A 13,561-nucleotide genomic window follows, 5' to 3' on the forward strand; every position below is an offset into this window, starting at 1 on the left:
GCGGTGAATCAGTCACCGGATGCATCAACTGATACGCCGTCTTCGCGAGCAAGCCCGCTCCCACAGTTTTGATCGCATTCCGTCAGGTCAATCGTTGAAGTCGTAGTGCAATTCGTTATCCCGCGTGCTGATCCGCACCCCCGCCAGCGCCTTGCCTTCGAGCATGCGGGTGAGGAATTCGCGGCTCATGTCCGGCAGCAGGCTGTTGGTGAGGATGGTGTCGATCATCCGCCCGCCGCTTTCGGTTTCGGTGCAGCGGGACACGATCAGGTCGACCACGTCGTCGTCGTAATCGAAGGCGACTTTGTGAGTGTTCTCCACGCGCTTCTTGATGCGGTTGAGTTGCAGGCGGGTGATCGCTTTCAGCATCTCGTCGCTCAGCGGGTAGTACGGAATGGTCACCAAGCGGCCGAGCAGCGCCGGCGGGAAAATCTCCAGCAGCGGCTGGCGCAGGGCCTTGGCGATTTCCTCGGGCTCGGGGATGTTCGCCGGGTCTTTGCAGACCTGGGAAATCAGCTCGGTACCGGCGTTGGTGGTCAGCAGGATCAAGGTGTTCTTGAAGTCGATCACCCGGCCTTCGCCGTCTTCCATTACGCCCTTGTCGAACACCTGGAAGAAGATTTCATGCACGTCCGGGTGGGCTTTTTCCACCTCGTCCAGCAGCACCACGCTGTAGGGTTTGCGCCGCACGGCTTCGGTCAGCACGCCACCTTCGCCATAGCCGATGTAGCCCGGTGGCGCACCCTTGAGGGTGGACACGGTGTGGGCTTCCTGGAACTCGCTCATGTTGATGGTGATCACGTTCTGCTCACCGCCGTACATGGCTTCGGCCAGGGCCAGGGCGGTTTCGGTCTTGCCCACGCCGGAGGTGCCGGCGAGCATGAACACGCCAATCGGCTTGCTCGGGTTGTCGAGGCCGGCGCGGGAGGTCTGGATGCGCTTGGCGATCATCTGCAAGGCGTGGTCCTGGCCGATGATGCGTTTCTTCAGGTGCTGGTCGAGGTTGAGCACCGTCTCCAGTTCGTTGCGAGCCATGCGGCCCACCGGGATGCCGGTCCAGTCGGCGACCACCGAGGCCACCGCTTGGTAGTCTACGGTCGGCAGGATCAGTGGGGTTTCGCCTTGCAGGGTGCTGAGGCGTTGTTGCAGGTCTACCAATTGGGCACGCAATTGATCATCGCCGCTGTCCACGACACCGGATTTTTCACGCAACGTCGCACGGGTGGCGAGCAACTCATCCACCAGGGTTTTCTCTTCGGCCCAACGGGCTTCCAGGGTGGCCAGGCGCTCGCGTTCGGCGTTCAGCAGCGCTTCGCTGTTGGTCTGGCGCGCACCGATGGCGATGCCGATCGCATGCTCGCGGGCGATGATTTGCAGCTCGGTTTCCAGCGCCTCGATTCGACGGCGGCTGTCGTCGACTTCCGCCGGCACCGCGTGCAGGCTGATGGCGACGCGGGCGCAGGCGGTGTCCAGCAGGCTCACGGACTTGTCCGGCAACTGGCGCGCCGGAATGTAGCGGTGGGACAGCTTCACCGAAGCTTCCAAGGCTTCATCGAGAATTTGCACCTGATGGTGTTTTTCCATGGTCGAGGCCACGCCGCGCATCATCAGCAACGCCTTGTCTTCCGACGGCTCGGCCACTTGCACCACCTGGAAGCGACGGGTCAGGGCCGGGTCTTTTTCGATGTGCTTCTTGTACTCGGCCCAGGTGGTGGCGGCCACGGTACGCAAGGTGCCGCGGGCGAGGGCGGGTTTAAGCAGGTTGGCCGCGTCACCGGTCCCGGCGGCGCCACCGGCACCTACCAGGGTGTGGGCTTCGTCGATAAACAGGATGATTGGTTTCGGCGAGGCCTGGACGTCTTCGATGACCTGGCGCAGGCGCTGTTCGAACTCGCCTTTCATGCTGGCGCCGGCTTGCAGCAGGCCCACATCCAGGCTGCGCAGTTCCACATCTTTCAGCGCGGGTGGTACGTCGCCGGCGACGATGCGCAGGGCGAAGCCTTCGACCACGGCGGTCTTGCCGACGCCGGCTTCACCGGTAAGGATCGGGTTGTTCTGGCGGCGACGCATGAGGATGTCCACCAGTTGGCGGATCTCTTCGTCACGCCCGACGATCGGGTCGAGCTTGCCGCTGCGGGCCTGTTCGGTCAGGTCGACGGTGAAGCGCTTGAGGGCTTCCTGCTTGCCCATCGCGCTCGGGGCCATGGCGCCGCTGGCTTCGCCCGGTACTGCACCGGCATTGAAACCGTCGCTGGCACTCAATGCATTTTCGGGCGAGTCGCCGACGTATTCATCAAAGCGTTCGCTCAGGGCTTCGGCCTTGATCTTGTCGAACTCACCGGACAAGCCCAGCAGCGCATGGCGCAGGCTCGGCGTCTTGAGAATCCCCAGCACCAGGTAACCGGTGCGCACCTGGCTTTCACCAAACATCAGGCTGCCGTAGACCCAGCCGCGCTCGACCGCTTCTTCCACATGGGACGACAAGTCAGTGATCGACGTCGAGCCACGGGGCAGGCGGTCCAGGGCTTCGGTCAGGTCGCGGGCCAGGCGTGCCGGCTCGACATTGAACTGTCGAATGATGCGGTGCAGGTCAGAGTCCTGCAGTTGCAGCAACTGGTGAAACCAGTGGGCCAGTTCCACGTACGGGTTGCCCCGCAGCTTGCAGAACACGGTGGCGGCTTCGATGGCCTTGTAGGCCACGCTGTTGAGTTTGCCGAACAGTGCGGCGCGACTGATTTCACCCATGCTCTGGATTCCTTGAGGTGTTGGCGTGTTCGGCGTAATGCCGGGCCAGGATTAGGTCGTTGGCGTCATGCTCGGGTTGGCCGAGCCAGGTGTTGAAGCCCAGGCGGAACTGGCCGTTGAGTTGCAGGGCCGGCACTTCCGGTTGTTGCAGAACCAGGTTCAGGTCCCAGTCCAGTTCGTGGCCCAGGTACTCGGCGACCCACGCCACCAGCTCGTTGAACGGCTGGCTGCCGGGCAGCATGCCCATGTAGTCATCGAGCTTCAGCGGGCCCAGGCGAATGCGGAATTTATGCTGGCGGTCCCACACGTGGCTGCCCAGGCAAAAGTCCACGCCCAGCTGGTTGGCGCTGACACTCACGCGGCTGCGTTCGGGCAGCTCGAGCCATTGGCCGACGTACTCTTCGATCTCCACCGGCAGGCCGAAGTACTCGCCGAGAATCGCCTTCAGGCCGTCCGGATAGCGGGTTTGTGCCGACAGGTGGCCGCTGTAATGCAGCTTCGCCGTGTCGGGGATCAGGCCCTGGTTGAGCAGGCTCGGGGTGCCGCGACCGCTCAATGCGGCGAGGCGCGCCGACCAGTAGTCATCGTCCGGGCGATCATGGCTGACGGTAGGCCGCGCCTCGGCCCAGGCGCGATAAAACAGGGTCAACAGGCGGTGGTGGAACACATCCAGGAAGCGCTTGCTGGTGCTGTCGGCGTTGTTGCGTTGGCGCTCCCGCACGTACTCGGTGATGTGCAGCGGCAGCGGGCCGTTGGGGCCGCCGAGGCCGAAGAAGAACTGCTCCAGCCGTGCCGGCTGGCCTTCAGCCCCAGGTTCGACCGAGGCCAGTGTGGCCGGCGCAAAGGTGCAATCGGCCTGTTGCCCGAGACGCAGCGGGTCATCCGCCAGGCGCAGGGAATGCCCCAGGCGTGGCAGGTTCGGCGATTCGCACTCGATGCGCCGCAGCGCCTGGAAGAAGTCATATTCCCAGGGCTCCTGATGCATCGCATCCAGGGTACTCACAGGGTCGGACGGCGTCCGGGCTTGGCTTTCCATCGCATGATCTCGCCGCGTTCGGTGGTACGGATCACCGTCTCGGTAAAACTGTTGATCGACACATAGCGTGCCAGGAACCGTTCAAACACCGCACCGAGCAGGAACACGCCGGTGCCGCGGAACGCGTTTTCATCAAATTCCAGAGTGATCTCAAGGCCGCGGCCAAACACGATCGGGCCGGGCATCGGCAGGCGCCGGGTCACCGCCTTGCTGCTGACTTCCCGCAGGCCTTCGATCTGCAATTGCAGGGCGGCGTCGTTGCTGTCGCCATACAGGCGCAGCAGTTCACGCAGCGCGGCGGCGCCCTGGCCTTGCTCGCTCAGCGACAGGTAGTTCAACGACAACTGGCTGATCAGGCGCCAGGCCTTGGCGTCATGGGCATGGCTGGCGCGCGGGCGGCTTGGCCCGGCGACGCAGCGCACGGCCAAGACCGGCGCACTGTCGGCCAGGGTGAAGTCGGTCTTGCCGTTGCCCACGCTCATGAACAGCGGCAAGTCGCGGTTGGTGCACAGTGCGGTCACGCCCAGTTGGCGCAGGTCATGGCGGTACGGCGCTTGTTGGGTGTCTACCAGGCTGACGAAGGTTTCGCTGCCCACATAGGTGGAGCGCGGCCCGTTGCGGCGCTGGTCGCTGGACAACACGCGGGGTTCGCGACGCACTGTGTAGTAAGCCTGGTCACGGCCATAGCGCGACGGATCGCGTACCGCGTAGAACGGCAGGAACGGCTGCTCCGGTCCGGTGCCGTGGCCCGTGATGCCGCTCAAGGAGTGAATCTCGAAATCCATCGGTCGCGTGCGGTCGGCGATCACATGGTGTTCGTTGACCCGCTCGGACAAGTGAATCCGGTCCACACGCTTGGGAAACAGGTTGATTGCCGGGGTGCAGAACGGCACGAACTGCGCCTTGCCGACGCTGCCTTCCAGGCTTGGATCGTGACGGTCGAACAGCACGATCAGTTCCAGTTCCTGGCCGTCACAGCGTTTGACTGCACGGCTCAGTTCAGCGAATTCGACGAACAGAAAACGGTGGGGCAGGGCGAAGTATTCCTGGAGCAAGCGATAGCCCTGGAACGCCCGCGGCACCACCGGCATCGCCGCATCGGCGTCATCGAAACCCCGGGAGCGCAAGGCATCCGGCGGCAGGCGCTCAACCCAGTCACCACCGGGCTTGCGCGCGAACACCGCGCAGGCATTGCCCAGCAGTTGTTCGTAGAGGCGGAACGGTTGCTCGTCGGCACCGCTGAGGTACAGCGGCAAGTTATCCAGGGCGAGGCTGTTGAACGGCAGCTCGGCGCCGGTACGCAAGGTCAGGCGCAGGCCGGCCTTGGCCTTGGGTTCGCTGGCAGCCAAACGCCCGAGCACGGCGGACGGGTTGCCGAAGTACTCGGCCTGGGCGACCTGCAACGGCCACAGCGTCACCGGGTGCGCGGTGCGGTATTCGCAGCAGGTCTGGGTTTCGCGGCCCAAGGCGGCGCGCAGGACGGTGTCGCGGGGCAGTGGAAAACCACTGGCCAGGGAGCCTTCATCGGGGTCGGCCTGCAACTGCACCACGGTCATCGACGGGGTCGGCGCCAGGTAGTGCGGGTAGGCGATCTCCAGCAGGTTGTTGGTAAAGGTCGGGTACTCGGCGTCGAGCTTGAGCTGGACCCGGGCCGTGAGATACGCAAAGCCTTCGAGCAAGCGTTCGACGTACGGGTCGGCGCAGTCCATGCCGGACAGGGTCAGCCGACTGGCGATCTTCGGGTATTCCTTGGCGAACTCGGCGGCGCTTTCGCGCACGTGGTGCAGTTCCTGGTTGTACAGCTCCAGCAGGCGCGGGTTCATGGGCGTCTCCGCTGGTCGGCATTGACCACACGCACATGGCCGGACTCCAGGTCCAGGTCGGTTTGCAGCAACAGGCGCAACGGCACCGGCTGCGCCCACAGGTCGCCTTCGATCTCGAAACTCAGCGCGTTGTGGTTCATCTCACCGTGGCCGACGCGTGCCTTGACCCGCAAGGTGTGGCGCAGGATGCGCGGCTCGAAGGTGGCGATGGCTTGTCGAATCAAGGCTTCCAGGGCGCTGATGTCGACACTGGAGACACTGTTGCCCGCCAGCGCCGGCAGCCCGTAATTGACCACCGACGTACCGGCAGGCGTGTGCAGCGTGGCATCGGCGTTGAGCAGTGAAGTGGTGTTGAGCAGCCACGTCAGGTCACGCAGCACCGAGGCTTTCAATTGGCTCAGGGACAGCACGCGTTTGTCGGCGCTTTCCTTGGGATTGGTCGGGTCATCGTCGGTCAACCGGTCCAGCAGGGACGGTTGCAGGCGATCGCGGGAAGCAATTTCAGTTACCACCAAAGCAGCTCCACGGACGGGTTGCGAGAGGAACAGGGGGCTTGCAGCCGCCACTTGGGGTGGCGGCTACAGGGGCAATCAGCGTTTGGTGTTGGAGCGAATGTTCCAGCCAAACTTGATCGCGCCGCCGTCTTTGGTGCCGTCGGCTTTCTGTGGCTGGTAGTCCACCATCACCTGGGCAAAGTTCAGGGTCACGTTTTCGGTCAAGCGATCATCGCTGCCCGAACCACCGGTGCTCAGGGAGGTGACCAGCACTTCTTCCAGATTGATGATCATGTACTCGACCTGGCTTTCACCGCCGGCCTTGCGCACGGTCAGCGTGACCTTGTCGATGTGCTTGCCGCTCGCGCAGTGCATCATCAGGTTGGGCGAGGCCTTGTCGACGTACTTGGTCAGCGACAGGTCCTGGATGTTCACCTTGCCCGCACCGCCGCCGCCGCCCACGTGCATGTTGCCGGACTGGGCCATGCCCCAGCTCCAGTTCAACACGTCGATTTCGTCCTTGTGGGCCTTGTCCATGGACTCGCCCTTGATGTCGCCGATCTTGATGAAAATATCAACAGCCATGTTTTCTCCCTGTGTGGTCTCAGCCACAGAATTTGTTAACGCTGATCGTTCCCACGCTCTGCGTGGTAACGCATCTTGTGACGCTCTGCGTCACTGGGACGCGGAGCGTCCCGGGCGGCATTCCCACGCGGAGCGTGGGAACGAGCGACGGTGTTACGCGCCTTTCGCCGAAGGCAGCTTCGATACCAGGCGCAGCGACACGGTCAGCCCTTCGAGCTGGTAGTGCGGGCGCAGGTAGAACCTGGAGTTGTAGTACCCCGGGTTGCCTTCGACGTCTTCCACGATCACTTCGGCGGCAGCCAATGGATGCTGGGCCTTGGTGGTTTCGGTGGAGTGCGCCGGGTCACCGTCGACGTAGTTGAGGATCCAGTCCTGCAACCAGCGTTGCATCTCGTCCTTCTCTTTGAAGGAACCGATCTTGTCGCGCACGATGCATTTCAAGTAGTGGGCGAAACGGCAGGTGGCGAACAGGTACGGCAGGCGCGCGGCCAGGTTGGCGTTGGCGGTGGCATCCGGGTCATCGTATTCGGCCGGTTTCTGCAGCGACTGGGCGCCGATGAAGGCAGCGAAGTCGGTGTTTTTCTTGTGCAGCAGCGGCATGAAACCGTTCTTCGCCAGTTCCGCTTCGCGGCGGTCGCTGATAGCGATTTCGGTCGGGCACTTCATGTCCACGCCACCGTCATCCGTCGGGAAGGTGTGGGCCGGCAGGTTCTCGACTTCACCGCCCGACTCCACGCCACGGATGCGCGAGCACCAGCCGAAGTGTTTGAACGAACGGTTGATGTTCACCGCCATCGCGTAAGCGGCGTTGGCCCAGGTGTACTTGGAGCTGTCGGCACCGTCGGTGTTTTCTTCGAAGGCGAAGGCTTCCACCGGATCGGTCTTGGCACCGTACGGCAGGCGCGCCAGGAAGCGCGGCATGGTCAGGCCGATGTAGCGCGAGTCTTCCGATTCACGCAGCGAGCGCCAGCCGGCGTATTCCGGGGTGGTGAAGATCTTGGTCAGGTCGCGCGGGTTCGACAGTTCCTGCCACGAGCCCATGCCCATCACGGTTGGCGAAGCGGCGGCAATGAACGGTGCGTGCATGGCGGCGCAGACTTTCGACAGCTCGCCCAGCAGCTCCACGTCGGGAGGCGACTGGTCGAAGTAGTAGTCGCCCACCAGGCAACCGTAGGGTTCGCCGCCGAACTGGCCGTATTCTTCTTCGTACATCTTCTTGAAGATCGGGCTCTGGTCCCACGCGGTGCCCTTGAATTTCTTCAGGGTCTTGTGCAGGTCCGGCTTGGAGATGTTGAGCACGCGAATCTTCAGCTGCTCATCGCTCTCGGTGTTGTTCACCAGGTAGTGCAGGCCACGCCAGGCGCTTTCCAGCTGCTGAAAATCCTGGTGATGGATGATCTGGTTGACCTGGGCGGTGAGCTTGGCGTCGATGGCGGCGATGATCGATTCGATCGACTTGATCGCGTCGTTGGACACCAGGTCGGTCTGGGCCAGAGCCTGCTCGGCCAGGGTGCGCACAGCGGTTTCCACGGCTTCGCGGGCACGCTCGGTCTTGGGTTTGAATTCTTGCAGCAGCAGGTTCGCGAACTCGCTGGCTTCTTCGGTGGTACCCAGGATCTGGGTGCCTTCGCGGGCGGTATTGTCAGTCATGATTACTGCTCCCCTGCAGGCTTGGGCGCGCTGGCAAGTGCCTGAAGCAGTGCCGGGTCCTTGATCGCCTTCATGATGATTTCTTCAGCGCCGGTCTTGCCGTCCATGTAGGTCAGCAGGTTGGCCAGTTGGGTGCGGGCTTCGAGCAGTTGCTTGAGCGAATCGACCTTGCGCGCCACAGCGGCGGGGCTGAAGTCGTCCATGCTTTCGAAGGTGATGTCCAGGCTCAGGTTGCCTTCGCCGGTCAGCTCGTTGGGCACGTGGAACGCGACGCGTGGCTGCATGGCCTTGAGGCGCGAGTCGAAGTTGTCGACGTCCACTTCAAGGAACTTGCGGTCGGCCACAGGCGCCAGAGGCTCGGCGGGCTTGCCGGCGAGATCGGCCATCACGCCCATGACGAAGGGCAGCTGGACCTTTTTCTCGGCGCCGTAGAGCTCGACGTCGTACTCGATCTGCACCCGAGGCGCACGGTTGCGCGCGATGAATTTCTGAGAACTTTGCTTCGCCACGTTGCTGCTCCTGGTCGCTTGAGCGACGGTGTTGTAACTGCGCGATCCGTACGCTTATTCGCTGTCCGGCCCGCGCAGATTTTCAAATTGGGACATGCCGTCGGGAATCAGGTTGCGCACGATGGCCGCAAAGTCGGCGTGCACCAGATTCTTCGCTCGGTTCAACAGCACCGGCAGCGGGCTCGAAGGCTCGTGCCGGGTGTAGTACGCAAGGATCTTGTCGAGGCTGCGCAGCACTTCATCGCGGCTTGCGATGTCGCCGGTCGGGCGTGCTGCAACGGGCGCGGCGGCGTATTCAACCGAGGGGGCATTGTCGTCACTGACAACCTCGGGCTCGCTGGCGGCGCCGCTGTGCGGGGCGTATTGGTTAAGTATCTGCACGGCCTGCTTGAGCAGTTGCTTCAAGGGGGCGAGGTCCACGCCCTGGGCGGAACCGACCTGGTCGCTGACGTATTGTTCAATGGCCTCACAGGCGTCGCGGGCGGCGTTCAGCGCGTCGCGGGTGGCTTGCAGTTGCTCGGCATCGCTGTCGAGGAATGCGCCGTTAAGCTGTTCGGCACCGAGGTTTTCGCCGGGGAAACTCTGCAGCCCGCTGGCATTCAGCGCGGCGCGCAGGCTGACGGGCCCGAAGGTGCGCGAACGGGTGAGAATAGCCTCACGCAGCAGACGGATGTTCGCGTCGCTGGCCACGCCGCTGAGGGCGTTGATGCGCACGGTGGGGTCGTTGTCGTCATCGGCATCCAGGCGCGGATGCAGGTCGGCCCAGTATTCGCGCAGCAGCGCGTTGATCAGCGCGAGTGCGTCGGCAAGCCCTGCAATGCCCTGGAGGGCGAGGGCGGCTTGCAACAGGAAATGGGTGATGCGCAGGTCTTTGCTGCGTTGCAGGAGGTCGAGACTTTGCTGCTGGATGCTGCGCCATTCCGGAGGTTCGGCAGGCAGGATCGAGTCGCCCATGCTGCGCTCGGGTTGACCCTGTGCGGCACGCTCAAGATGCAAGTAATCGGCGTCATATTCCAAGTCTTCGCCACAGGGCGAAGTCGCGGAAACGGCGGCGAGCAGCAGAGGCACATCCACTAAATTCGATCTCCCTATCAGCCCGTTAGATGACGGGCAACTCATGCATTAGTTGCGCGAGGAACTTTGCATGTTTTCTTGGTCTTATTTAGCGCTTTGACATCATTATGATTTCAAAGCGCCATCATTGGTGTTCAAGAAGTTGTGCATTTTTGGTGTAGTACTTATGCCTTGTCAAGGTAAGCTATTCGCCCTCTATGACAGATGTGCGGTGCTTAACATCTTGTGCGACTGATCAGTCGAAGCAGGTGCCGAGGCAGGATTTTTGTCATACAGGCCGGTTAAGATCAGCAATTACGCGGGTTGAAGCAGGCTTTCAAGGTTTTGGAAGGATCTGTCGTGGATCTCTCGGAGCATTTCTCCCAGGGAACGGCCGCGCGCGAAGTATCAGCAAGGAGGCAAGATGTCGCTGTGCTTGACTATCACTAGTTATCACAAGATTACCCCTGGCCAGTGTTCTGAAAAGTCCCTGGACCAGGGAGTGATGGCTATTGGCCGCGGTTCCGAAAATGACTGGGTACTGCCTGATCCAGAACGTCTTGTTTCCACGCAACATTGCGTTATTCAGTACAAAGATGGTCGTTACTACTTAACTGATAACAGCACTAATGGAGTTGAGTTAGTGCATGCCGGTATTCGTTTGCGGCGGGGAAGCAGCGAGCCATTGCAGGACGGCGAACTGATCCGCATCGGCGATTACGAGATCCAGGCGCGTATCGATTTCAACCTGAAAGTGACAGATACCCCGTCTTTCACCGGTGACGCTTCCAACAGTTTCGAAGCCCTGATGGGCGCCGCCGTGAAGGCCCCGACGCCACCTCCCGTGATCGCGCCGCAGTTCCAAGGCGCCTCGTCGATGGACACCCTGCCGGACCTGTTCGACTTCCTCGCGCCCACCAGCGTACCGCCGGCCACCGTGCACGATCACGTGCCGGCCGAGCAGCACGACTTCCGCCCGCCGACACCGCTGCCCGTGGCTGAGCCGCCTGCGCCGGTGGTCTCGGGCTCAGTAATCCCCGAAGACTGGGATCTGTTCGGCGATGCCCCGGCACCCAGGCCTGTTGCACAGCCGGCGCCAACACCGCCACAGCCGCCGGTCATCGACCCGCCCAAGGTCGAGCGCCCGCTCCCGGTGGCTGATGCCAGCCAGCCCGACCTGTTGCAAGCCTTCCTGCGTGGTGCGGGCCTCGATCAGTTGCGCCTGGACAAGGCCCAGGCCGAAGCCCAGATGGAAAGCATCGGCCGCAGTTACCGGCTGATGGTCGAAGGCCTGATCGACGTGTTGCGTGCCCGCAGCAGCCTCAAGGGCGAGTTCCGCATGCAGCAGACGGTAATTCAACCGGTGGAAAACAATCCGTTGAAATTCGCCCCGAATGCCGATGAAGCGCTTCTGCTGCTCCTACGCCACAGCAATCAGGCGTTTATGGCGCCGGACTTGGCCGTGCGCGACAGTTTCGACGATCTGCGCGCCCACCAACTGGCCGTCATGGCCGGGGTCGAAGCCGCCATCAAGCACCTGCTGACGCGCTTTGAACCGGCGCAGCTCGAAGAGCGCATGGGCAAGCCCGGCGGGCTGTCGAGCATTTTCAACGGCTCGCGCCAGGCCCAGTACTGGCAGCAGTTCACCGAGCTCTACAGCAATATTTCCCGCGAGGCCCAGGAAGATTTCCAGGACCTGTTCGGGCGTGAATTCAGCCGTGCCTACGAAGCGCACAGCAGCCGACAGCGTCACTAACAACGCAGTACATGGAACAACGGATAGCTAAGTACGTCATTGAGGACGCAGGATGATTCCCAGGTTTTTACTCGCAGTCGCCACCGCGCTTCTGCTGACGGCGTGTGCCAAGGATGCGGCCAAGCCCGAGGCCGCCGAAGCTGAGGCAGACACCGCCGCCGTCGAGCTGCATTTCCATGCCATCGCCGGGCTCAACCCCGGCGCCAATGGCCAGGCAGCCCCGGTACGGGTGCGGATTTTCGAACTGAAAAACGCCGCCACCTTCAGCCGTTCCGACTACTTCGCCCTGGCCGATCGCGCCCAGTCGACCCTCGGCCTCGACCTGCTCGACCAGGACGAAGTGGTGATCCTGCCCGGCCAGCAATTGAGCATCCAGCGCGACCTCGACCCGTCCACCCGCCAGATCGGCCTGCTGGTGGGCTATCGCGAACTGGACCGCGCCGAGTGGCGCACGGTGCTCAACGTGCCGGCACGCCAATACACCGAATACCAGATCAGCCTCGATGTGCACGCCGTGCGTGCCGACGTCGTGGTTCCCCCATCCAGCCCTGCCCAATAAGAATCGGAGCCCCCATGTCCTGGAACAATCGCGTGGTCTGGTCGGAAGGCATGTTCATCGGAACGCAGCACTTCCAGCAGCATGACCGTTACCTGGAAAACCTGATCGATGCGCGCAGCCGCCCGTTGTCGGCGGGGGCCTGGGGCTTTTCCGAACTGTTGATCGACCAGGGCCTGCTGGCCCAGGGCAAGCTGGCGATCGTCTCGGCACGTGGCCTGTTACCGGATGGCACGCCGTTCAATATCCCCCAGGACGACCTGGCGCCGAGCCCGCTGAATATCGACGACAACTTGCGCGATGGCCTGGTGTACCTGGCGTTGCCCCTCAAGCGTGCCGGCGCCCGCGACACCGTCGACGAAGGCGAGGCCCTGGAAGCCGCGCGCTATGTCAGCCAGGTGCGTGAAGTGCGCGACGACAACGCGCCCTTCGAAAACCGTGCGCCGGTGGCGGTCGGCTCCCGCGCCTTGCGCCTGTTGACCGCCCAGGATGGGATCAGCGATTACGCGGCCATCGGCCTGGTGCGCATCAAGGAAAAACGCGCCGACCGCGCCCTGGTGCTGGACGAGAGCTACATCCCGCCGGTCCTCGACGTGACGGCCAGCAAACCGTTGACCGCGTTTCGCAGCGAACTGCTGGGCCTGCTGCACCAGCGCGGCGAAGCGTTGGCCGGGCGCGTGGTGGCTTCGGGCGCCGGTGGTGCTTCGGAGATTGCCGACTTCATGCTGCTGCAACTGGTCAACCGCGCCCAGCCGCTGATCCAGCACCTGAGCCAGTTGAGCCCGCTGCACCCGGAGCGTTTCTTCAGTGAGCTGGTGAGCCTGGCCGGCGAGTTCTCGACCTTCTCCACCACGGGCCGCCGCCCCCACGAATACCCGCAATACCAGCATGACGACTTGGCCTTGAGCTTCACCCCGGTGATGCAGGCCCTGCGCGAGGCGCTGTCGATGCTGATCGACAGCAAGGCCACGCCGATCCCGATTGTCGAGAAGGCCTACGGCGTGCACGTGGCGATGCTGGCCGACAAAACCCTGATCGACAGCGCCAGTTTCATCCTGGTGGTGCGCGCCGATGTGCCGGGCGAAACCCTGCGCGCACGCTTCGGCCAGCAAAGCAAAGTCGGCTCGGTGGAACACATCCGCGACCTGGTCAACCTGCAACTGCCGGGCATCGGCCTGCTGCCGCTGCCGGTGGCGCCACGGCAGATTCCGTACCACGCAGGCTCCACCTACTACGAGCTGGACCGGGGCAGCGAGCACTGGCAGCAACTGGGTAATTCCGGTGGCTTTGCGTTCCACATCGCCGGCCAGTTCCCGGGGTTGAACCTGGCTTTCTGGGCCATCCGAGGGTAATC

The 13,561-nt window shown here is 63.0% G+C and carries 11 protein-coding genes; 3 read left to right on the forward strand and 8 right to left on the reverse strand.

Translation table 11 applies throughout. The features are described 5' to 3' along the window. Positions 1–87: 87 nt before the first annotated feature. The 8 genes from tssH to tssA all read right to left on the reverse strand — a co-directional run bounded on the left by tssH (position 88) and on the right by tssA (position 9,916). Positions 88–2,745: a type VI secretion system ATPase TssH gene (gene tssH, locus HX873_RS07125; protein ID WP_102604054.1), complete on the reverse strand. Its 2,658-nt coding sequence runs from the start codon at positions 2,743–2,745 to the stop codon at positions 88–90. Beyond that, entirely contained in the window at positions 2,738–3,781 is a 1,044-nt protein-coding gene (gene tssG / locus HX873_RS07130; RefSeq protein ID WP_177066888.1) for a type VI secretion system baseplate subunit TssG, read from the reverse strand. The genes tssH and tssG overlap by 8 nt, the downstream gene beginning before the upstream one ends. Next, positions 3,745–5,604: a type VI secretion system baseplate subunit TssF gene (gene tssF / locus HX873_RS07135; protein ID WP_063033828.1), complete on the reverse strand. Its 1,860-nt coding sequence runs from the start codon at positions 5,602–5,604 to the stop codon at positions 3,745–3,747. Before tssF ends, tssG begins: the two co-directional genes overlap by 37 nt. Next, positions 5,601–6,116 carry a type VI secretion system baseplate subunit TssE gene (gene tssE / locus HX873_RS07140; protein ID WP_003213348.1) on the reverse strand — a complete coding sequence of 172 codons (516 nt, stop codon included), beginning with the start codon at positions 6,114–6,116 and terminating at the stop codon, positions 5,601–5,603. The genes tssF and tssE overlap by 4 nt, the downstream gene beginning before the upstream one ends. Before the next feature lie 78 nt (positions 6,117–6,194). Further along, complete coding sequence (locus HX873_RS07145; protein WP_003213345.1) at positions 6,195–6,683, reverse strand: type VI secretion system tube protein Hcp; 489 nt, start codon at positions 6,681–6,683, stop codon at positions 6,195–6,197. A 153-nt stretch (positions 6,684–6,836) separates the two neighbouring features. Further along, complete coding sequence (tssC, locus tag HX873_RS07150; protein WP_003213343.1) at positions 6,837–8,333, reverse strand: type VI secretion system contractile sheath large subunit; 1,497 nt, start codon at positions 8,331–8,333, stop codon at positions 6,837–6,839. Positions 8,334–8,335: 2 nt separating this feature from the next. Beyond that, complete coding sequence (tssB, locus tag HX873_RS07155) at positions 8,336–8,842, reverse strand: type VI secretion system contractile sheath small subunit (protein WP_003213340.1); 507 nt, start codon at positions 8,840–8,842, stop codon at positions 8,336–8,338. Between the two features lie 54 nt (positions 8,843–8,896). Then, positions 8,897–9,916 (reverse strand): type VI secretion system protein TssA, encoded by a 1,020-nt coding sequence (tssA, locus tag HX873_RS07160; protein ID WP_003213337.1) that lies wholly within the window; start codon positions 9,914–9,916, stop codon positions 8,897–8,899. 403 nt (positions 9,917–10,319) lie between these two features. Between tssA and tagH the strand changes: the two genes are divergently transcribed. From tagH to tssK, 3 genes are read left to right on the forward strand one after another with little or no spacing between them, the layout of a single operon-like run. Further along, complete coding sequence (gene tagH / locus HX873_RS07165) at positions 10,320–11,651, forward strand: type VI secretion system-associated FHA domain protein TagH (RefSeq protein ID WP_177122518.1); 1,332 nt, start codon at positions 10,320–10,322, stop codon at positions 11,649–11,651. Between the two features lie 52 nt (positions 11,652–11,703). Beyond that, positions 11,704–12,210: a type VI secretion system lipoprotein TssJ gene (gene tssJ / locus HX873_RS07170; protein ID WP_003213332.1), complete on the forward strand. Its 507-nt coding sequence runs from the start codon at positions 11,704–11,706 to the stop codon at positions 12,208–12,210. A gap of 14 nt (positions 12,211–12,224) precedes the next feature. Continuing rightward, the gene (gene tssK / locus HX873_RS07175; RefSeq protein ID WP_003213330.1) at positions 12,225–13,559 is read left to right on the forward strand and encodes a type VI secretion system baseplate subunit TssK; all 1,335 of its coding nucleotides are present in this window, start codon (positions 12,225–12,227) and stop codon (positions 13,557–13,559) included. The last annotated feature ends 2 nt before the right edge of the window (positions 13,560–13,561 follow it).

This window comes from Pseudomonas sp. P7758 (assembly GCF_013386485.1).
Lineage (GTDB): Bacteria > Pseudomonadota > Gammaproteobacteria > Pseudomonadales > Pseudomonadaceae > Aquipseudomonas.